At 63.1% G+C, this 21,151-nt stretch carries 13 protein-coding genes; 7 read left to right on the forward strand and 6 right to left on the reverse strand.

The window, feature by feature from the left end; translation table 11 throughout:
* Window positions 1-86: 86 nt before the first annotated feature.
* A complete protein-coding gene (locus RCAS_RS02830; RefSeq protein WP_157042520.1) occupies window positions 87-728 on the reverse strand; it encodes a DUF5679 domain-containing protein in 642 nt (213 codons plus the stop codon).
* A 170-nt stretch (window positions 729-898) separates the two neighbouring features.
* Window positions 899-1,768: a deoxyribonuclease IV gene (locus RCAS_RS02835; protein ID WP_012119110.1), complete on the reverse strand. Its 870-nt coding sequence runs from the start codon at window positions 1,766-1,768 to the stop codon at window positions 899-901.
* A gap of 331 nt (window positions 1,769-2,099) precedes the next feature.
* Between RCAS_RS02835 and RCAS_RS02840 the strand changes: the two genes are divergently transcribed.
* From RCAS_RS02840 to RCAS_RS02855, 4 genes are all read left to right on the forward strand, one after another.
* The gene (locus tag RCAS_RS02840) at window positions 2,100-3,218 is read left to right on the forward strand and encodes an STAS domain-containing protein (RefSeq protein WP_012119111.1); all 1,119 of its coding nucleotides are present in this window, start codon (window positions 2,100-2,102) and stop codon (window positions 3,216-3,218) included.
* Between the two features lie 166 nt (window positions 3,219-3,384).
* On the forward strand, window positions 3,385-4,755 hold the full coding sequence (locus tag RCAS_RS02845; RefSeq protein ID WP_232280141.1) for a phosphoribosylamine--glycine ligase: 1,371 nt from the start codon (window positions 3,385-3,387) through the stop codon (window positions 4,753-4,755).
* On the forward strand, window positions 4,742-6,055 hold the full coding sequence (gene rlmD / locus RCAS_RS02850) for a 23S rRNA (uracil(1939)-C(5))-methyltransferase RlmD (RefSeq protein WP_408638377.1): 1,314 nt from the start codon (window positions 4,742-4,744) through the stop codon (window positions 6,053-6,055). The genes RCAS_RS02845 and rlmD overlap by 14 nt, the downstream gene beginning before the upstream one ends.
* Window positions 6,056-6,235: 180 nt before the next feature.
* Window positions 6,236-6,877 carry a Uma2 family endonuclease gene (locus tag RCAS_RS02855; RefSeq protein ID WP_012119114.1) on the forward strand — a complete coding sequence of 214 codons (642 nt, stop codon included), beginning with the start codon at window positions 6,236-6,238 and terminating at the stop codon, window positions 6,875-6,877.
* A 40-nt stretch (window positions 6,878-6,917) separates the two neighbouring features.
* Here RCAS_RS02855 and RCAS_RS02860 read toward each other — a convergent pair whose 3' ends face one another.
* Window positions 6,918-7,967, reverse strand: coding sequence for a D-TA family PLP-dependent enzyme (locus RCAS_RS02860; RefSeq protein WP_012119115.1), 1,050 nt, complete (start codon window positions 7,965-7,967; stop codon window positions 6,918-6,920).
* 679 nt (window positions 7,968-8,646) lie between these two features.
* On the opposite strand from RCAS_RS02860, the gene RCAS_RS02870 reads away from it, so the two are divergent.
* Entirely contained in the window at window positions 8,647-13,440 is a 4,794-nt protein-coding gene (locus RCAS_RS02870; protein WP_012119116.1) for a LamG-like jellyroll fold domain-containing protein, read from the forward strand.
* Between the two features lie 371 nt (window positions 13,441-13,811).
* On the opposite strand, the gene RCAS_RS02875 is transcribed toward RCAS_RS02870, so the two are convergent.
* From RCAS_RS02875 to RCAS_RS02885, 3 genes are read right to left on the reverse strand one after another with little or no spacing between them, the layout of a single operon-like run.
* A complete protein-coding gene (locus RCAS_RS02875; RefSeq protein ID WP_012119117.1) occupies window positions 13,812-14,630 on the reverse strand; it encodes a TlyA family RNA methyltransferase in 819 nt (272 codons plus the stop codon).
* Window positions 14,630-15,118, reverse strand: a complete 489-nt coding sequence (locus RCAS_RS02880) for a hypothetical protein (protein WP_012119118.1) — start codon at window positions 15,116-15,118, stop codon at window positions 14,630-14,632. Before RCAS_RS02880 ends, RCAS_RS02875 begins: the two co-directional genes overlap by 1 nt.
* A gap of 23 nt (window positions 15,119-15,141) precedes the next feature.
* Complete coding sequence (locus RCAS_RS02885; protein ID WP_012119119.1) at window positions 15,142-16,332, reverse strand: CaiB/BaiF CoA transferase family protein; 1,191 nt, start codon at window positions 16,330-16,332, stop codon at window positions 15,142-15,144.
* Window positions 16,333-16,453: 121 nt separating this feature from the next.
* Between RCAS_RS02885 and RCAS_RS02890 the strand changes: the two genes are divergently transcribed.
* Complete coding sequence (locus RCAS_RS02890) at window positions 16,454-17,977, forward strand: acyl-CoA synthetase (protein ID WP_012119120.1); 1,524 nt, start codon at window positions 16,454-16,456, stop codon at window positions 17,975-17,977.
* Between the two features lie 12 nt (window positions 17,978-17,989).
* Window positions 17,990-20,920, forward strand: coding sequence for an FAD-binding and (Fe-S)-binding domain-containing protein (locus tag RCAS_RS02895; RefSeq protein WP_012119121.1), 2,931 nt, complete (start codon window positions 17,990-17,992; stop codon window positions 20,918-20,920).
* The last annotated feature ends 231 nt before the right edge of the window (window positions 20,921-21,151 follow it).

Below are 21,151 nucleotides of genomic sequence, written 5' to 3' on the forward strand. Positions count from 1 at the left end.
CGCATCCATTGCGATCCGTGTCGATCCGCGTGCGCGCTCACCCATGCTCCTGAGCGGAACGGAGAACCGAGAGCCGAGTGCAACCGTCAACCTTCAATCTTTCGCGCCTCTCGCGCAACGAAGCGGGTGATCCCAGCGCCACAGACGGGGCACACGCCGCGCGCGATGGAACGTCCGCCAGCGTTGGTCTCGAATGTCACGCGCTGCATCGGTTGGCGCACACGGCAACGGGCGCACCAACCGATCAGGGCGCCATTTCCGCGTTCCTCGTCGGCAGTCGCATCTTCTGGCGCCGCATGTTCCGGCGACGCAAGATTCTCGGCGCTGGTCTTGGATCTCGCATGTTCTGCTGAATCGACTGGTGATACGGATGAATCGGCATCGCCGGGCGCAGACGCCGGCGGGTCAGCAGGCGGCGCTGGCGGAGCAGGCGGAAGTGATGGCGCCGGCAAAACAGCGGTCATCGACGCGGTTCGGCTGAAAGCATCGCGTTGCGCCTCGATCAGCGCCGCGCGTCGTCGGGTGACTTCACGCCAGAGCAGCCACAGAAGCCCCACAATCGCTGCCAGGCGCAGCGCGCGTCCGACCGACGACAGCCGTCGGGCAGGCGCGCGCGATGGCGCAGGTGCGCGCGCAACGCCAGGCGCAGCGCGCCGCTTGCGGCTGCGCCGGTATTCACGAACAATCAGGATGGCGATGTCCATCAGTAAGCCGGGAGGAACAGGCATAGACGTCACCCTTTCTGCGTCGTGCTCACGACGCCTCATACCAATGACGCTTGAAGATGCCGCATGCGTGTCATTCCGAGCCCTTCGCTTCGCTCAGGGTAAACGCAGCGCGGAATCGAAGCGGGTCGCGCACGACCCCTCGCGCTGCTCGGGGTGACCATGCCGGATGTTCACCGGTAATTGGTATCAGCCCTCAGACCACGCAGAGTCTTCAGGTTCCGAACATCCTCGGCGAGGTCGTCGCCTTTTGGCGTTTCCAGCACCATCGGCAGATCGGCAAAGCGCTCATCATTCACCAGTGCGCGAAACCCCTCCAGTCCGATGCATCCCTCGCCAATGTGCGTATGGCGGTCCACCCGGCTCCCCAGCTCTTTCTGCGAGTCGTTCATATGAAAGGCTTTCACACGCGCGATGCCGATGACGCGATCCAGTTCTTCAATCGTCGCCGCATACTGTTCCGGCGTGCGAATGTCGTACCCGGCGGCAAAGATGTGACAGGTATCGACACAGACGCCGAGGCGGTTCGGGTAGCGGGAATACTCGATAATGCGCGCCAGTTCCTCGAAGCGGCGTCCCAGGCTGCTCCCCTGCCCGGCGGTCGTTTCCAGCAGGACCGTGACCCCGTCACCGGCGCCGCTCTCGAACACGCGGTCGAGGGCAGCCGCAACGCGGCGCATCCCCGCTTCTTCGCCCGATCCGACGTGTGCGCCGGGATGTGTGACCAGGTACGGAACGCCGAGCAAAGCGCAGCGTTCCAGTTCCTCGCGGAACGCCTCGAGCGATTTGTGCCACAACTCATCGCCCGGTGCTGCCAGATTGATCAGGTACGAGTCGTGAACCAGAACAACCGGCACGCCTTCGGTGATCTGCGCTTCCTTGAAACGCGCAATCTCATCGTCGGTCAGCGGTCGGGCGCGCCATTGCTGCTGATTCTTGCTGAAAATCTGAACGACGTCGCACCCTGCGCGGCGTCCGCGTTCGCATGCGGTGTACAACCCGCCGCTGATAGACATATGCGCGCCGAAACGTCGCTGTTGCATCGCGGATCCTTCTGGTTTAGAACGGCGGCTCGACAATCAACCGCCAACCGCGTTACTTTATTATAAAAGCAATCTGGCGAGGTAAAGATTGCAAAAATGTTTGCATCCCGATCACTATTGCGTATCAATAGATGATGCCAGCGCATGGTATGATGGATCGTGCGCCTTAATGGCGTCGGCGGGGCTGCTGCCTGGAATGCAGCGCCGTGCGATGTGTGATCGCTGCCGCACTCCTTCTGTTTGGCGACATGCGTTCCCTGATCCGCAGCCCGATGCGGCTGTCAGGATCAACTGCTGAGTGTTCGTGGATGATGGAGAGCGGAGAACGAAAATGCGGAGTTGGATCAACACGCTGATGACAACGCGCGCGACCGATCCTGATGTGCAACGTCGCGCGCTGATCGTGATGCAATTGATCATCATGATGCTGGTGGCGAACGTGCTCTTTGCCATTCTCGCCATCGTGTCGCCCGATGGTGGCAGTGTGCTGATACCGGTTGCCAGCAGTGCGCTCTTTATTGGCGCGTATGCGCTAGCGCAGCGCGGGTATGCCAGCGTAGCCGCATGGATCGTGGTCGGCGCGTTTCTCTCCGGTGCGCTCTTTGCCGTGGCAAATCTTGATTCTGAACGCAGCGTCAATGTCGGCTACTTTCTGACTGCCCTGATCGTCATTGCGAGTCTGTCGCTCACGCCGCCGCAGCTCTGGTTGGTGACCGGCGGGGTGACCGGCGGTTTTCTGCTGACGCTGATAACGGCGCATCCCGATCTCTGGAATCTTCCCAATGCGCGTCATAATGTGCTCAACAGCAGTGTCCTGCTTGTGGTTGTCGGGTTGGTCTCGTATATCGGGGCGCGTATTGCGCAGCGCACTATTCGTGATGCGCAGCAGGCGCGCCAGATGGCAGAGCAGGCACAGCACGAACTGGCGCGGGCGAATGCCGATCTGGAAGAGCGCATTGCGGAGCGCACGTCGGAGTTGAGCCGGACTCTCGCTGCGCAGCAGGCGTTGACGGATGAGTTGCGTCGCAGCCTGGCGGCGCAGCAGGAGTTGAGCCAGTTGATCCTCGACCTTTCGTTGCCGGTGATTCCGGTACGCGACGGCACGGTGGTGGTTCCGCTCTCCGGCACCATCGATAGCGCGCGGGCGGCAAAACTGACCGAGAGCGTGCTCAAAACCATTGAGCAGCGGAATGTTGATACGGTCATTCTGGACATCACCGGTGTTCCGATTGTCGATACGCAGGTGGCGCAGGCGCTGGTGCGCACGGCAAGCGCAGCCCGATTGATGGGAGCGGAAACAATTCTGGTCGGTATTCGCCCGGAGGTGGCGCAGACGCTCATCGGCCTTGGCATTCACCTGGGATTGCGCACGGCGGCGACGTTGCAGGAGGGGTTGGATCTGTCGGTCAGATACGTCAACGGAGCACTGCGGTCCAGGCATGCTGTGTGATGAATAGCACACAGATTCGCGCGGATGCTGCGGATGGACGCGGGTTTGCCGATGCGCAGCGGCAAGCGAACGGCGGCGATACGTCACAATCTGCGCCTGTCCGTGTCCTCCCGGATGCTGCGCGCCCGAAGCGCCGCGTCGGTTTGCGTGGGAGGAGAGATTGCGTATGATGAAGATTCTGTTGCTTGGCGACGACGGACGCGCCCACGCGCTCGCCTGGAAACTGATCAACAGCCCGCGGTCACCGGAGGTGATCTGCGCGCCGGGCAACGGCGGAACAGCGCCGTTCGCGCCTTCGGTGACGCTCGATGTCGCCGATGTGGCAGGGTTGAGCCGCTGGACGTTCGAGGAACAGATCGATCTGGTGATTCCTGCGACCAGCGCACCCCTGCATGCCGGGCTGGTCGATGAGGTGCTGTCGCTGCACATTGGCGTCTGGGGTGCGTCGCGCCGCGCCGCCGCGCTGGAGCGCAGTCGCTGCCTGGCAAAGGAATTCATGATTCGCCATGGTATTCCGACAGCGCCAGGGCGCCCGTTTATCGACCTTGCCATGGCGGAGCGTTATCTGGCGACGTTGACCTTGCCGGTGATGATCAAGACGGATCATCCATCGGGCGGCGAGGAAATTTTCGACGACCGGTACGCTGCGCTCGAAGGGTTGCGGCGCCTGTTTGCCGCGCGTTCCCTCGACGGCGGCGAGGGGGTGGTCATCGAAGCCGTGCTGCGCGGTCCGCGGGTGGCGCTCTCGGCGCTTACCGATGGGCGTACCGTCGTGCCGCTCCTGGCGACCCGCCTGTATGATCGGGTCGAGGAAGGGGATCGCGGTGCGCAGGCGCGTGGCGTCGGGGCGCACACCGGCAATTCGGCATTCGCACAGCGTCTGACGCGCTACCTGCACGAGAAGTTCATCCTGCCGTTCGTCGCCGGTCTGGAGAAGGAAGGGTTGCCGTGCTGGGGATTGATCGGCGTGGATTGCATCATTACGACGGAGGGTCCGCGCGCGACGGCGTTGCGCTTCAGTTTCCGCGAAGGAGAGGCGCAGGTGGTGTTGCCGCGCCTGGAAGATGACCTGATCCCCTGGCTGGAAGCCTCGATCACCAGGCGTCTCCACGAATTGCCGCCGCCGACATGGTCGGCGACCGCCAGCGTTGGTCTTGGATTGATGGCGCGTGGATATCCCAATTTCTTCCCCACCGGCGGGCAGATCCGCGGTCTCGAGGAAATCGACCCCGGCGTGATGCTCTTTCATAGCGCAACGACCAATCCCGCTGCAACGGCGCCATACGCATCGCGCCTGGCGAGCAATCGCAGTCGTAGCGCCGACGCCCTCAGTTCAATGATCGGCGGATTGCTCGGCATGGGAGGCGCTCCACAGAGTTGGGGCGGGTTGCGTACCACCGGCGGTCTGGTTGCCACGGTTGTGGCGCAGGGGGTCTCACTGCCCGGCGCTCGCGGTCGCGCGCTGGTCAACGCCGATCGGGTGCAGTTCGAGGGGCGCACCTACCGCAGTGATATTGGTGAGCGTGACTTTGGCTGATCTCTCCGAGCAAACGCTATCGTCCACATGGCCCGACACCCTGGAACTGACGCTCGATGGCATCGCGCAGGGCGGTGAAGCAGTCGGACGCTGGCAGAACCGGGTAGTGTTCGCGGCTGGCGGCATTCCCGGCGAGCGGGTCGTGGTGCGACTGCGGGAACGGCATGAGTCGTATGCGCGCGGCGATGTCATCGACGTGCTGCTTGCCTCACCCGACCGCGTCGCTCCACGTCTCCCCGGCGCGAGTCATATGCCCTGGCAACATATTGCATTCGACGCGCAACAACGCCTGCGCCGCCAGATTCTGGCCGATCAACTTGCCAAGTTTGCCGGCGTCGATCCGGCTGTGGTCGAAGCGACAGCGTTTGCCTCAAAACCGTGGGAGTACCGCAATAACACCCGTCTGCACTGCGACGGACGACGGATCGGCTATTACGAGTCCAATACCCGCTCAATCGCAGAACTCGATCACGACCCACTGCTGCACCCGGTTTTGAATGAAGCGTTGGCAGCTCTGCGGAGCGCACTTGCCGATGAACTTGATGATGCGCCGCCGCTCGAGGTGACGCTGCGTGTCAGCGAGGCGTATGGGTACTGCATCGCAGCGCTGCGCGGGCGCGGCGACCGCCGGAGTCTGGCGGCGCGCTGGCGGGCGCGTTGTCCGGTTCTGGCAGGCGTCGTCTTTACCGTTCCGCCGCCGCACATGCTGCCGCCGCTTGGCGCCGATACGCTCGTCGAGGAACTGGCAGATCTGACGTTCCTGCTTCGCCCGACGACCTTCTTTCAGGTGAATGTTGCAGCGGCGGCAACTCTTCTCAACCTGATCCGCGCCGGCCTTGGCGATGAGGCGCGCGGTCGCCTGCTCGACCTCTACTGCGGCGCGGGCGCGTTCACGCTCCCACTGGCGCGCAATGCCATCGAGATAGTTGGCGTCGAGGAGTATGCCGGCGCTGTCGCCGATGCAGAGCGCAGCGCCGCAGTCAATCATATCTCGAATGTGCGCTTCATCACCGGCAGCGCCGAAGCAGTGCTCGCCAACCTCGACGGACCGTTCGACGCCGTGGTGCTCGACCCGCCGCGTCGCGGGTGCCATCCGCGCGTGCTGCACGCCCTCATCGAGCGCGCGCCGCGCCGGATCGTCTATGTCTCGTGTCATCCGGCGACCCTCGCGCGCGATCTGAAGACCCTGATCGCTGGCGGGTACGCGGTTGTGCGCGCGACGCCGGTTGACCTCTTCCCGCAAACGCCGCACATTGAGAGTGTGGTGGCGCTCATGCGCGCAGGGTCTGCGCAAGTGTAAGGGCAGGTCTCAGCCCCATCCTTGCGCTGTCTGATTTCGGCGTAACCGATCATCATCTGAACCGTCGGGCTGATGGTCCGACGGGTGCTCGTGCGCCATTGCTCTGGTTCACAGAAGGTCCTCAAACCAGCCCGCGCCGGCGGGCATGATGATCTCTAGACGACGTGGTATCATGATTATATGAACACGCTGCTTCGACCTCCAGCCACACTGACGCTCACGCTTCCGCTTGTTGCGGCGGAGCCGATCATCGTGCCCCGGCCCGGTCGTCCGTGGACGGTCGCCGACCTGCAACAGTTCGCCGGGCGAGAAGAACGCTATGAACTTGTGCGAGGAGATCTGTTGATGATGAGTTCGGCAAGTCCGAAGCAGGGACGCTACGCCATGCGGCTGGGAAGCGCACTCCAACAATATGTCGAGGCGCACGATCTGGGCGAAGTCTACACGGCTGAGCCGGGGTTTCAACTTCAGCCCGAACCGGATGCGGTCGTGCGCGCGCCGGATGTTGCATTTGTGCAGAAAGAACGCATTCCGCCGCCGGAGGACGAGAGCGGATTCTGGTCGCTTGCTCCAGACCTGGTTGTAGAGATCATTTCGCCCTTCGAGACAGCCGTGCAGGTGCAGGCGAAGGTGCAAGACTATCTGACTGCCGGATCGCGCCTTATCTGGCTGGTCTACCCCGAGACGCACACCGTTGTCGAGTATCGCGCCGCCGGCGCGATGCGCCTGTACGCGAGCGCCGACACCCTCGACGGCGCTGACGTTGTTCCAGGTTTTCAGTACCCGCTCGCGCAACTGTTCCGTGAGACGCGGCGGATGTGATGTGGCGCCGCTCGTGCGCCTCGGGGAAAGGTGATGACGTTCACCGCACCGTGCCCCGCGCCGCCACCCGCCAGATGGTTTCGACCTCGCCGCGTCGCGCGCCGATCACTTCATCGAACAGGTTGCTCACGACGCAGCAGTGGTTCGGCAGCACCCGCACCCTTTCGCCAATCGCAGGTTTCTGCGCGCATTGGCTGAAATCCACCACGCCATGCTCTTCAGAGAGGTTAACGATCCTGGCTTCGGGATATTCCAGGATGAGACCGTATCCCTCCAGACCGAGCAGATCGGACGAAAATGTCTTGCTGCCGCCGTCGATCACGCCGCGATCCGGCGTCGGACGGCTGACGACGGTTGTCAGAACAGACATTGCGCACTCTTCGAGCCGCAGCGCGCCCGCGCGCAGGGTATAGCGGTCGCCGTAGACGTACATGCCGGCGCGATACTCGGTCACTTCCGGGTGTTCGTGCGCATGCCACATGCCTGCCGTGCCGCCGCCGCTCACCCGCTCGACCGGAAGCCCACGCTCGCGCAGAAGCCGTACCGCTTCGCGCATAAACGGACCGATCGCCGGACTCGATGGGTAGGTCATCAATCCGCCAAAACGCAATCCCGCCGTGCGCGCGATCTGGAACGCCAGTTCAGCTGCCTCCGCCGGGGTCTGCACGCCGCACCGCCCCATACCGGTGTCGCATTCAACGAGCACCGGCAGTTCCAGACCGGCGCCGGACATCGCTGCGCCCAGACCGGTGACGACGTCTGGTGAATCGGCGGTAACGCTCACCTGCACCCGGCGGGCAAGAGCGACCAGGCGCTCCAGTTTGGCGGCGCCAAGAATGTTGTAGGGCAGAAAAATGTCGGTGATGCCTGCGTCCGCCATGACCTCCGCTTCGCCAAGTTTCTGGCAGGTAATGCCGACAGCGCCAGCCGCTATCTGCATCTGTGCGATCTGCGGAATCTTGTGCGTCTTGATGTGGGGACGGTTGGCGATGCCGTGCCGGTCGAGATGCGCCTGAAAACGGGCGATATTTGCCTCCAGGCGGTCGAGATCGATCACAACTGCCGGGGTGTCAAGGTCGTCGATGCGCATAGCCGTTGCCTCTTTACTGATAGGAAGCAGTGACAGGAAATCCGCTCTATTGTAGCAGAGTCACTCCATGCCGGTGGGACGATACCGGTCTGGATGACAGATCGATAATTTGTGTAACCGCGCACAGGTATTTTCTCATCGATTTGTCATTGGCATGATCTATGCTCCTGGAGAGGCGAGAGGCGAGAGGCGAGAGGCGAGAGGCGAGAGGCGAGAGGCGAGAGGCGAGAGGCGAGAGGCGAGAGGCGAGAGGCGAGAGGCGAGAGGCGAGAGGCGAGAGGCGAGAGGCGAGAGGCGAGAGGCGAGAGGCGAGAGGCGAGAGGCGAGAGGCGAGCGGGACCCGACCAAGGCGTCGTGCGAGATGTATCTCGCATTGGTGGCGAGGGGCGAGGCGAGAGGCCCGACAAAGGCGTAGCGCGAGATTTATCTCGCATTGGTGGCAAGGCAAGAGGCGAGAGGCGAGAGGCGAGAGGGTCCCGAGGATGGCGTCGCGCGAGATGTATCTCGCATTGGTGGCAAGGCAAGAGGCGCGAGGCAAGAGGCGAGGTGCGAGGCGAAAGGCGCCGCCACACACTGGGAACGCTGCCCAACCTCGAATGTCTGGTCGCAGAGCGCGTGCTCATTTCGTTTCCACGTTCGGTCGCGCTGAACGTTGTGTACTATGCGAGGTTGGAGGGATATGCGTACTCGTTTGTGGGTGGTGGGGTCGTTCATTGGCGCTCTCCTGTTGATTGCGTTGGCAGCGCCATCGGTGAGCGAAGCGACGATTCCCAATCGTCAACTCTGGACGCATGCGCCAGGAACGTGTGGTCCTGCGCTGGGAGGCGCGGTGTTCGGTCGTGCTGGCGATAATTGCGGCGGAAGCGGTACGACCTTCGACAGCGTCAATGTCGAAAGTCCGGTCATTCTGCGCGATATTGCCACTGCGGCTGCGCCATGCCCCGGCATTGCCGAAGGCGGTGTGTGTTACCGCATGTGGTATACCGGCTTCGACGCTGGTGGTGTGCGACGCATCGGCTATGCCGTTTCGCCGGATGGCGCAACCTGGACGCGCGTGCCGGGGTCCGCAGGCGGCGGCGCGGTGCTCGGTCCTGGACCGGCGGGCAACTTCGATAACGCTGGCGTCTCGTTTCCGTATGTCATTCGTAACGGCGCCGTCTTCGAGATGTGGTACAACGGCTTTAACGGCTCGGTCTTCACGATTGGCTTCGCCACCTCGACCGACGGTGCGACCTGGACGCGCGTCGCAGGACCGCTGACTCAGGGCGCCGTCCTGCGTCCGACCAGCGCCGCCACATTCGATCAGGCGATTGTTGCCGCTCCCGCCGTGATCCGCGATGAAGCCTCGCCGCAACTCCCCTGTGAGAATGGGCGCACGAGCGGCGTGTGTTATCGGATGTGGTATCAGGGCACTGACGCGGCAAATGTCTTTCGCATCGGCTACGCCCTTTCGCCCGATGGCGTGAACTGGATGCGCGCAGCGGGTGGGAACCCGGTGCTCGGTGTCGGCGCGGCCGGCGAATGGGATGCGGGCAGCGTCGGTGCGCCGGTGGTGTTGAAGGATGGCGCGCTCTTTCGCATGTGGTACAACAGCCAGGCGTCCAACCAGAGTATCGGGCATGTGGTATCGACTGACGGCGTGACGTGGGTGCGTCCGGCGCCAAACCAGGCAGTGTATCGCGGCGCCGATGATCCAGGGACGCTTTCGCCCGACAATGTGTGGACGCCGTTTGTCATAAAGGAAGGTGCCGCCTTCCGCATGTGGTACACGGTCAGCAGCCGCCCGAATGCCGTGCGCGTTGGTCAGGCGACCATGACGCCGGGAATGTTGCTGCCTGCGCCGGCGTTGAGCCGTGACCTTGGTGAATATACCCTGTTGCTGACTACTCAGATGATCCCCCCGGGTGGCAGTGTGCTGCTGATGTTGCCCGCTTCCGTGCCGTTCGCCGATGTGACCGTGGGAACGATGTCCGGCTTTGGCGCCGGTGCGACCTTCACTGCCGAACGTGCGGCAGTGACCGATGCGTTTGCGCAGGGAACGGCGCGCGGTGCACTCGTCATCCGCTTGCCCGACGGCGCCCCCGCAGGCGTCAAGACGATCACATTCACACTGGCAAATCCGCCCTCAACGCCCGCCATTATGACAGTGCAGACGTTCGATGTGCGCGAAGTGATCGAGTACGCAACCATCGATCTGTCACAGGCGACGAATGTCGGTCCAACTGCAACGCCAACGCCTGTGCCGCCGTCCCCGACGTCGGCGCCGCCGACTGCGACCGCCACAGAGGGACCAACAGCAACGGCGACCAGTACGCCGACCCCGACAGATACCCCACAACCGCCAACGGCGACCAGCACACTCTTGCCAACCAACACCCCGCAACCGCCGACGGCAACCCCGGCGCCGACCGCCGATCCGTCGAACCGTCAGCCATGGTTGCACATCCCCGGCACATGCCCGGTATCCGTGGAAGGTGCAGTCTTTACAATTGCCGGACAGAACTGCGGCGGCGGCGGCACAAGTTTCGACACGTCGGAAATCTTCCCGCCGATGGTGCTGCGCGATACCGCCACGCCGGCGCTGCCGTGCGAAAACGGGCGTACCGGCGGCGTCTGCTACCGCATGTGGTATGTCGGCGTGGACGGCAGCGGGACGCGGCGCATCGGTCATGCCCTCTCGCCGGATGGCATGACCTGGACGCGCTTCATTGGCTCAGGGGTCGGCGGCAGTGTCTTCGAGCCGTCCGGCGTGCCCGGCGACTTCGATAGCACTGGCGTCTCGACCATGTATGTCGTGCGTGATGGGAACACGTTCCGCATGTGGTACAGCGGCTTTGGCAATACTGGCGCAATTGAGGGTATCGGGTATGCGACCTCGCCGGACGGCATCACCTGGACGCGCGTGCCGGGTACTGCCGGAACCGGCGCGCCGAACCGCAACGCTGTTCTGGTCGAACGTGGCGGCGTCAATGACTTCGATCAGGATTATATCGTCGCGCCTTCGGTGTTGATCGATGAAGCCACTCCTGCGCTACCGTGCGAGAATGGGCGCACCAGTGGACGCTGCTATCGGATGTGGTATGAGGGCGTGAACAATGTCAGCGCTTATGTGTTCGCCATTGGCTATGCTGTATCGCCTGATGGAATCAACTGGACGCGGATTCCTGGCGGCAGCGGCGGCGCCGTCCTTGCGCGCATCAATAATTTCACCGATTTCGATAGTAACAGCGTCGGCGTACCGACGGTGATCAAGGATGGCGCGTTCTTCCGCATGTGGTATGAGGCGAAATCGTATGCCACGCCAGCCTTCTCAACCGGGTATGTCGTATCGACCGACGGCGTCAACTGGGTGCGCCCAATACCGAACAATCCGGTCTTCACCGGCGCCGACGATCCTGGCACGTTTTCGCCCGATGGCGTGTGGGCGGCGCGTGCGCTGAAACTGGGCAGCAGTTACCGCAAATACTATACCGTCGGTTTGCGTCCCAACGCTCGACGCTTCGGGCTGGCGCAAATGACGCCCGGCGCGCCGCTCGGCTCGGTCGCGCTGAGTGTGTCCGGCAACCTGTATACGCTCAGTTTTACAACTGCTTCCTTTATTCCGGCTGGCGGCAGCGTCCTGATCAGCCTCCCGCCGGATGTCGATTTCGCGCAGGTAACGCCGGGCGCGATCAGTGGCTTTGGCGCGGGCGCAACGCTGGTTGCCGACCCTGCGGCGGTGACCGATGCCGCCTCCGGCGGCGTAGCACGCGGCGCGCTCCTCATTCGCCTGCCCAATGGCGCGCCGGCAGGTCCGAAGACGGTGCAGTTCACTCTGGGCGCGCCGCCGCCTTCGACGGCGCCGCTGCTGGTGCAGACCTTCGATCTGCGCGAAGTACTGGAGTATGGCGAAGTGCTGATGGATGGAACACCGCCGCTGGCTACGCTGACCGCCACGCCTGCACCGCCAACCAACACCCCCACGCCCGTACCGCCAACGGCAACGCCAACCGCCGGACCGAGCGCCACGCCCACTGCGGTGACGCCAACGGCGACAACGACGCCTTCCGGTAGTGGTGCGCTGCGCTTCGACGGGGTGAATGATGAGGTGCGCGGCGGGCAGATCGCCGGGCTTGGCGGCGCGCAAACCATCGAACTCTGGGTGCGCCCGGCGACCGCTGGGCAGAATAGCGTCATCATCGCCCACAGCGACGACAACACCGGCTGGTCGCTCGAACTGAACGGCGGGCGCGTCACCTGGTGGGTGGCTTCGACTGGTGGCTGGCGCGCGGCGCAGCATCCGACGGCGCTGGTCGCCAACACCTGGTATCACGTTGCGGTGACGTATGATGGCGCGACGGCGCGGGTGTTCGTCAACGGCGCGCCTGGTTCAGCGGCCACCATCGGCGCGATCACGCAAGGACCGTTCCTGCGCATCGGCGGGCTGACGGGGTACGGCTTCTTCAACGGCGACCTTGACGATGTGCGCATCTCGAACGTCGCGCGCTACAGCGGCGCGTTTACGCCGCCGTCAACGGCGCATCCGGCGGATGCGAACACGCGCGCGCTCTACCGGTTTGATGAAGGGAGCGGGCAGACCACCAGCGATGCTTCGGGGAACGGCTACCACCTGACGCTTGGCGCAAGCGGCGGCGCCGACAGCGCCGATCCGTTGTGGGTGGCGTCCACGGCGCCGATTGCTCCACCGCCGCCAACCGCGACACCAACGCCGGTTCCGCCAACCAACACCCCAACCGCCACATCGTTGCCGCCAACCGCCACACCCACCGGCACGGCAGGTCCAAACCCGACGCCGTTTCCGCCAACCAATACGCCGACGGCAACCGCCACTCCCATTCCGCCATCGAATAACGCGCTGCGCTTCGACGGGGTGAATGATGAGGTGCGCGGCGGGCAGATCGCCGGGCTTGGCGGCGCGCAAACCATCGAACTCTGGGTGCGCCCGGCGACCGCTGGGCAGAATAGCGTCATCATCGCCCACAGCGACGACAACACCGGCTGGTCGCTCGAACTGAACGGCGGGCGCGTCACCTGGTGGGTGGCTTCGACTGGTGGCTGGCGCGCGGCGCAGCATCCGACGGCGCTGGTCGCCAACACCTGGTATCACGTTGCGGTGACGTATGATGGCGCGACGGCGCGGGTGTTCGTCAACGGCGCGCCTGGTTCAGCGGCCACCATCGGCGCGATCACGCAAGGACCGTTCCTGCGCATCGGCGGGCTGACGGGGTACGGCTTCTTCAACGGCGACCTCGACGATGTGCGCATCTCGAACGTCGCGCGCTACAGCGGCGCGTTTACGCCGCCGTCAACGGCGCATCCGGCGGATGCGAACACGCGCGCGCTCTACCGGTTTGATGAAGGGAGCGGGCAGACCACCAGCGATGCTTCGGGGAACGGCTACCACCTGACGCTTGGCGCAAGCGGCGGCGCCGACAGCGCCGATCCGTTGTGGGTGGCGTCCACGGCGCCGTAGAAGGTCATGCGCGACGCGCGCAGCGAGGATGATTTCTCCCTGCCCAAACAATACAACCGTTGGGCTGACCAGAGCAAGGGCGCGGTAGCGCCCTTGCTCTGGTGAGTGAATGCCCGCGACCAACCCCGTGTTCACAGTGATGCGTGTGATCGGCGTGGAGACGGAGGTCCGCGCGGCGCGTGGCTGTCAACCAGGCAGATGGTGCATAATACCAACATGGTCACCCCGAGCAGAGCGAGGGGTCTTGCGCGACCCGCGCCGATTCCTCGCTGCGCTCGGAATGACACGCATGCGGCATCTTCAATGCTGCGCTCGGAATGACACGCATGCGGCATCTTCAATCGCCATTGGTATAACCTTGCGGGGCGCCTTCAATTGGCAGACGTCTTCCTCACCGCCTCTTCAATTGCCCACCCCACATTGAGCACCGGTCCAGGACCGCCGAGCCACGCCAGAAACTCGACATTTCCGGCTGGTCCAGTGATCGGCGAGCGGGTGAGACCGTGGGGCGACAGCCCGATAGTGGCAGCGAAGGTCAGCACGTCGCGCACTACTGCCGCGTGAACCGCCGGATCGCGCACCACGCCGCCTTTCCCGACCTGCGCCGGTCCCGCCTCGAACTGCGGTTTGATCAGCGCAATCATCCATGCATTCGGTTGCAGCAGGCGCTGAACTGCGGGAAGAACCAGCTTGAGCGAGATGAACGACACATCGATCACGGCGCAATCGGCGAGAACCGGAGCAGCCAACGCCTCCTCTTCCGGCGAAGGCAACACTTCCAGGTAGCGAATATTGGTGCGCTCGAGAACAACGACCCGCGGGTCCTGGCGCAATCGCCAGTCGATCAGTCCATACCCGACATCGACGGCATAGACGCGGGCAGCGCCGCGTTGCAGCAGCACATCGGTGAAGCCGCCGGTCGATGCGCCAATGTCGAGCGCTACCAGATTTGCGGGGGAAAGCGCAAAGGTGTCGAGCGCGTGCGCCAGTTTATAGCCGCCGCGACTGACATACGGCAGTGCGCCGATTACCTCAATCTCGGCATCATCGGGGACGAGTTCGCCTCCTTTGTGTCGGGTGACGCCGTTGACCCGCACCTCGCCGGCCAGGATCAGCGCCTGTGCGCGGGCGCGCGTCTCCGCCAGACCACGTTGCACCAGCAACTGATCGAGCCGTACTTTCTTTGCCACTATACCTCACGTTCCAGGCGGCGCAACTCGACTTCCATCTGCGCGATGTACGCATGCAGCCAGGCGGGAGCATCTTTGCCCGCCTCGTCGCGGCGCGCTTTCAGGCGGGCAAGGTCAGCGCGTCGCTTCGCCAGGTCCACCTTGGGTTTCGAGGGCGATGGCGTAGGCGGCGGTGGTGGAAGCGTCGCCAGATAATCGGCGACAACGCGCGAAACCAGCGCGGACAGCGTTGTCTTGTGTTCAGCAAGGTGCGCCTCGAACGCTGCCCGCTGCTCAGGGGTCAGGTAGATGCGTATGTGGATTGGTTCACCTTCGGTCCCATTGGTGTCGCGGGGCAGTTGAGTGAGCGGATAGTCGGCGAGGATGTGCGACACAACATCCGGCGGGTTGCTGTGGCGTTCACGCACCAAATGTTCAAGGCGCGCCCGATTTTCGGGTGAAAGGTGCAGGCTGGTCTGAACGGTGAACAATCCCTGTCGCTCGGTCATACGTTTCCCCCTTTCCTGACGTGCTATGCGACAACGCCAGCAGACCGGAGCGTCGCAATCTCGTGCGGTTCATAACCGATTTCAGCCAGAATCTCATCAGTATGCTGCCCTAGAAGCGGTGGTGAGCGGCGGATGGCGGGTGGCGTGGCAGAGAAATGGTACGGCGGCGCAACGACCCGGATGCTGCCCGCAGTCGGATGATCGATGGTCACGACGCTTCCTAGCGCCTGCACCTGCGGATCGGTGAAAACCTGCGCCAGATCGCGCACAGCGCCGCAGGGCACACCAGCCGCATTTAGGTGTCGTTCGACGTCGGCAACGCGCAGCGATGCAAACACCGGCTCGAGGAGCGCGTTCAGTTCGGCGCGATGCGCCAGGCGCGACACATTCGTGCGGAAGCGTGGATCGTTGCGAAGTGCCGTCAACTCGAGCGCATCGCAGAAACGCTCCCACAGATCATCGGTGCCGACGCCGAGCGTAAAGTAGCCATCGGCAGCGCGATAGACTCCATACGGCACAATCGAAGGATGCTGGTTGCCCGGTCGGTCCGGCGCGCGACCGGTGGCGAAATAGTTGCCCGCCTGATAGGTCAGCATCGCCAGTTGCCCTTCCAGCAGAGAGGTATCGACCCACTGCCCTTCGCCCGTGCGGGCGCGATGGTAGAGCGCCGCCAGGATTGCATATGCCGCGAACATGCCCGCCATGATGTCGGTAATCGCAATGCCGACGCGCATTGGCGGTCCACCGGGTTCGCCGATCAGGCTCATCAACCCGCCCAACCCCTGAGCAATCTGATCATAGGCAGCACGCTCACGATCCGGTCCCGTCTGACCAAACCCGGAGATGGAGCAATACACCAGATCAGGACGGATGGCGCGGCACGCTTCATACCCGAATCCGCGCCGATCCAGCGTACCGGGAACGAAGTTTTCCAGCAGCACATCACTGCTGGCGATCAGTCGGCGCAGCACGGCAGCGCCGCGTTCGTTGCGGAAATCGAGCGCCAGGCTGCGCTTGTTGCGATTGACGCTGAGAAAATACGTACTTTCACCGCCTTCGAACGGTGGTCCCCATGCGCGGGTGTGGTCGCCAATGCCCGGCTGTTCGACCTTGATGATGTCGGCGCCGAGATCGCCGAGCATCATCGAGCAGAAGGGTCCGGCAAGCGCGCGGCTCAGATCGAGGACGCGCAATCCTTCGAGCGGCAGGGTCATTGATTTCCCCGCATTGGCGCGTACATGGCGCTATTCTGGATGTGCGAATCTTTGCGCAATATTATACCATGCAGGAGAGCAGAAAACCTGACAGTTCGTTTATAAAGCGACGGTCAATGCCATGAAGACGCCTTTGACGACTATTGACGCCTTGCGCCGCGCCGTCGAACATGCGCCGCAACGCCCGTTCCTTCTTTTTGAAGGACTATCTTTTTCCTATAAGGACATTGCTGCAATTGCGGCGTGCTGGGCTGCACGGTTGCGCGCAGTGGGAGTCGAACGCGGTGACCGGGTGGCGCTGTTTCTGGAGAATAGCCCGGCGTTCGTGACGGCGTACCTGGGCACCCACATGATCGGCGCGATTGTGGTGCTTGTCAATACCCTGTACCGCCAGACCGAACTGCGCCATATTTTGAACGACTCGGCAGCGAAGGTCGTCATCGTTGGCGATCAGGCGCACGCCGATCTGCTGCGTCAGGCGAATGCGCCTGGTGTGGTCATCTTCGCGTCCGATGTGGTGTTGGAGGGCGCAGATGACGCGCCGGACTGGACGCGCGCGCCTGAACCGGGCGATATTGCGCTGATCGGGTATACATCGGGCACGACCGGACGATCAAAGGGCGCTATGCTGACCCATGCCAATCTCATGGCGAATAGCGCGGCCGTCACCGTCGCCTGGCATTGGACGGAGCACGACCGCCTGCTGTTGACCCTGCCGTTGTTCCACATTCACGGTCTTGGCGTTGGGCTGAATGGCACGCTCTATACGGCAAGCACAGTCGATCTGCGGCGCGGGTTTGATGCGGCGGATGTGCTCGACACGCTGGCGCGCGGCGAGACAACGATGTTCTTTGGGGTGCCGACGATGTACACCCGCCTGATTGCCGAAGCGCGGCGACGACAGGCAGCAGGAGCGTCGGCGCGCGTTGACGGGATGCGTCTGTTCGTCTCCGGGTCGGCGCCGCTCAGCCCGCAGACCTTCGCCGAGTTCGAGGAACTGTTCGGGCATCGCATCCTGGAGCGCTATGGCATGACCGAAACAGTGATGAACCTGACCAACCCCTACGACGGCGAACGCCGTCCTGGAACGGTCGGCATGCCGTTTCCGGGGCAGGAAGCGCGCATTGTCGATGTGCGCACCCGTCAACCGCTTCCCGATGGCGAGATCGGCGAAATTCAGGTGCGTGGTCCGCACGTGTTCGCCGGGTACTGGCGCAACCCGCAGGCGACCGCCGAGGCATTCGACGCCGATGGCTGGTTCAACACCGGCGACCTGGGCTGGCGCAGCGCGGACGGGTATTTCACGATTACAGGACGCGCCCGCGAACTAATCATCAGCGGCGGGTACAACATCTACCCGCGCGAGGTCGAAGAAGTGTTACTGGCGCATCCCGCCGTCTCCGAGGCTGCGGTGGTCGGACTGCCCGACGCGGAGTTTGGCGAGCAGGTGGTGGCGGTGGTCGTGCCGGCAACATCGGCGACCGACAGTTTGGAACAGGAATTGATCGACTGGTGCCGCGCGCGCCTGGCGAGTTACAAAAAACCGCGACGAATTGTGTTTGTTGCATCGTTGCCGCGCAACGCGCTGGGCAAGGTGCAAAAGCATGTGATGCAACAGCAACTGACTCCATCAGGCGCAACCTGAAAGGACACCGCCATGAAGTATGACGATCTTGCCGCCGAACTGCGCGAGTGCGTCATGGGCGACGTGCAGACCGATGCGATTTCACGCGCTCTCTACGCAACCGACGCGAGCATCTACCAGATTGAGCCGCTTGGTGTGGTGCTGCCAAAGGACGAAGCGGACGTCGCTGCGCTCGTGCGCCTGGCGCGCCTGCGGCGCCTGCCGATTGTGCCGCGCGGCGGCGGCACCAGCCTGGCAGGGCAGGCGGTTGGACGCGCTATTCACGTCGATTTCACCAAGTACATGAACCGCCTGCTAGAGGTGAATGTCGCCGGACAGTGGGCATGGGTTGAACCGGGGATCGTCCTCGATCACCTGAATGCGGAACTTGCGCCGCACAATATGAAGTTTGCGCCGGATGTCTCTCCGTCGAACCGTGCCACAATCGGCGGCATGATCGCCAACAATTCATCCGGCATGTACTCGCTGGTGTACGGCAAGACCATCGATCACGTGCTGGAGTTGAAGGTCATGCTGTCCGATGGCAGTATCACTACCTTTCGCCCGCTCGATGAAGCGGAACTGCGCGCCTGCATGGCGAACACTGACCTCGAGGGGCGCATCTACCGCACGGTAGCGCGGCTGGCGCGCGAGCATGCCGACGAAATTGCGCGGCGCTATCCCAAAGTGCTGCGGCGCGTCGGCGGTTACAACCTCGATGCGTTCGTTCCGGTGAACGACGATGACGCCACCCGCTACGGCATCATGTTTGGCGCGCGATCACCCGACCGACGCTTCAACATGACGAACATGATTGTCGGTTCGGAAGGCACGCTGGCGCTGGTGCTGGCGGCACGCCTGCGTCTTGTTCCACGCCCGAAGCATACCGCCATTGCTATTCTGGAGTTTGACACACTCGATGCCGCGCTCGATGCGGTCGTTCCCTGCCTGGAGTGCAGTCCGGCCGCCGTCGAACTGATGGACGACATTCTGCTCGACCTGACGCGCAAATCGCACGAATATGCACAATATCTGGCGCTCTTCGTCCAGGGAAGGCCAGGCGCGCTGTTGCAGGTCGAGTTCTTCGGCGAGTCCGAGGATGAGGTGCATGCCAGCCTGACGCGGTTGGAGCAGCATCTGCGCACCCGGTGCAGCGCCATCACCCCCATGAGTGATGCGCGCCGGAAGAACGCCGTGCTGGCGGTGCGCAAAGCGGGTCTGCCGCTGCTCCAGTCCCTCTCGCCGGACCTGAAGCCGGAGACGTTCGTTGAAGACTCTGCCGTGCCGCCAGAGAAGTTGAACGTCTACCTGCGCCGCTTTCGCAATATTTGCCACGCGCATGGTGTGCAGGTCGCTTTTTATGGACATGCCAGCGTCGGCGTTATCCATGCCCGCCCGCTGCTCAACCTGAAGCATGCCGATGATGTGCGGAAAATGCGCGCCATTGCGGAGGAAATCAAGGACCTCGTGATAGAGTTCGGCGGCGCGCTCTCCGGCGAACATGGCGATGGCATGCTACGCGCCGAGTTCAACCGCGAGTTGTTTGGCGAAACGCTCTACGAAGCGTTTCGTGAGATCAAGCATACCTTCGATCCTTACGACATCTTCAACCCCGGCAAAATCGTCGATGCCCCGCCGATGGATCGCCATTTGCGCTATGGCGAGCGCTACCATCCGATCCAGTTGCACACCCGCTTCCGTTTCAGCGATACCGGCGGCATCGTCGGCGCCGTCGAGTTGTGCAATGGCAATGGTCTATGCCGCAAAATGTCCGGCGGCACGATGTGCCCCAGTTACATGGTGACGCGCGATGAAGAACACTCGACACGCGGGCGCGCGAATGCGCTACGCATGGTCTTTTCTGGTGCGCTTCCGCTCGATGCGCTCACCGGTGCGCGTATGAAAGAGGTGATGGACCTCTGCCTGGAGTGCAAAGGATGCACTGGCGAGTGTCCGTCGCGGGTCAACATGACGCGCCTGAAATCGGAATGGCTGTCGATCTACTACGAGCAGCATGGCATTCCGCTGCGATCACGCATCTTTGGCGCTATCCGAACGATCAACGAACTCGGCAGTCGCCTCGCGCCACTGGCGAACCGTCTGCTCGCATTGCCGTTCGTTCCGACGCTCCAGGAACGTCTGATCGGCGTCAGTCGTCAGCGCCGTTTACCGCCGTTTGCAGCGCAACCATTCCACCGCTGGTTTGCCGCCCGTCAGTCGCCGGTTGACGCTGACCGTCCTTCGGTCGTTCTCTTTCCCGACACCTTCGCCGACTACAACGATCCGCACATCGCGCAAGCGGCGGTGCGCGTCCTGGAAGCCGCCGGGTATCGTGTGCTCCTGCCGACGCGCCGCGTCTGCTGCGGGCGTCCGCAGATTTCGAAGGGATTGCTGAAGGAAGTCCAGGCGCTGGCGCAGCGGCAGCTCGATGCTCTGGGACCCTATGCCGCCGCCGGTATTCCGATCATCGGTCTCGAACCGAGTTGTATCCTGAGCTTCCGCGACGAGTATCCCGACCTGCTGGACGACCCACGCACCGCGACGCTGGCCCAGATGTCGTTCCTGTTCGATGAGTTCCTGGCGCGCGAAGTGCGCGCCGGTCGCGCAACGTTGCGTTTCCGCGATCAGGCGCCGCGCCGATATCTGTTCCATGGTCACTGCCACCAGAAGGCGCTCATCGGCAGCGCCTATGCGCTGGCGCTGCTCCGGATGATCCCCGGCGCCGACGCGCGCGAGGTTGATAGCGGGTGCTGCGGCATGGCGGGGTCCTTTGGATATGAAGCAGAACACTACGCCATCTCGCAGAAGATCGGTGAACGCGCGCTCTTCCCTGCGGTGCGTGCATTGCCCGCCACCGCTGAGGTTGTCGCAATGGGAACCAGTTGCCGCCAGCAGATCGCCGATGGAACCGGACGGCGCGCGCGACACCTCGCCGAAGTGTTGGCGGATGCGCTCGAAGAGTAGCGATGCCGTCACTCAGGAGTAAGCGTTGCTTCTGAACAAACTCGGATGCTTCGCTTATCAGCCACAAAAGTAGCGATGCCGTCACTCAGGAGCAAGCGTTTCTTCTCTTGATATTTCTCCCCCTGCATGCTATGATCTGCCAACACAGAGAAGTAGAATCTCTGGCGGCGGCAGGAGATGCCGCCGGTAGAGGAAAGAAACTCAAAGCATCTCCGAACGCTCAGACAGAAG

Source organism: Roseiflexus castenholzii DSM 13941, from assembly GCF_000017805.1.
GTDB classification, from domain to species: domain Bacteria; phylum Chloroflexota; class Chloroflexia; order Chloroflexales; family Roseiflexaceae; genus Roseiflexus; species Roseiflexus castenholzii.

What these genes read in the sequence shown, in the direction of transcription:
- RCAS_RS02830 (WP_157042520.1), bottom strand. Translation starts at nt 728, where the DNA reads ATGCCTGTTCCTCCCGGCTTACTGATGGACATCGCCATCCTGATTGTT.
- RCAS_RS02860 (WP_012119115.1), bottom strand. Translation starts at nt 7,967, where the DNA reads ATGCGCATCGACGACCTTGACACCCCGGCAGTTGTGATCGATCTCGAC.
- RCAS_RS02840 (WP_012119111.1), top strand. Translation starts at nt 2,100, where the DNA reads ATGCGGAGTTGGATCAACACGCTGATGACAACGCGCGCGACCGATCCT.
- RCAS_RS02890 (WP_012119120.1), top strand. Translation starts at nt 16,454, where the DNA reads ATGAAGACGCCTTTGACGACTATTGACGCCTTGCGCCGCGCCGTCGAA.
- RCAS_RS02885 (WP_012119119.1), bottom strand. Translation starts at nt 16,332, where the DNA reads ATGACCCTGCCGCTCGAAGGATTGCGCGTCCTCGATCTGAGCCGCGCG.
- RCAS_RS02845 (WP_232280141.1), top strand. Translation starts at nt 3,385, where the DNA reads ATGATGAAGATTCTGTTGCTTGGCGACGACGGACGCGCCCACGCGCTC.
- RCAS_RS02855 (WP_012119114.1), top strand. Translation starts at nt 6,236, where the DNA reads ATGAACACGCTGCTTCGACCTCCAGCCACACTGACGCTCACGCTTCCG.
- RCAS_RS02835 (WP_012119110.1), bottom strand. Translation starts at nt 1,768, where the DNA reads ATGCAACAGCGACGTTTCGGCGCGCATATGTCTATCAGCGGCGGGTTG.
- RCAS_RS02870 (WP_012119116.1), top strand. Translation starts at nt 8,647, where the DNA reads ATGCGTACTCGTTTGTGGGTGGTGGGGTCGTTCATTGGCGCTCTCCTG.
- RCAS_RS02895 (WP_012119121.1), top strand. Translation starts at nt 17,990, where the DNA reads ATGAAGTATGACGATCTTGCCGCCGAACTGCGCGAGTGCGTCATGGGC.
- RCAS_RS02880 (WP_012119118.1), bottom strand. Translation starts at nt 15,118, where the DNA reads ATGACCGAGCGACAGGGATTGTTCACCGTTCAGACCAGCCTGCACCTT.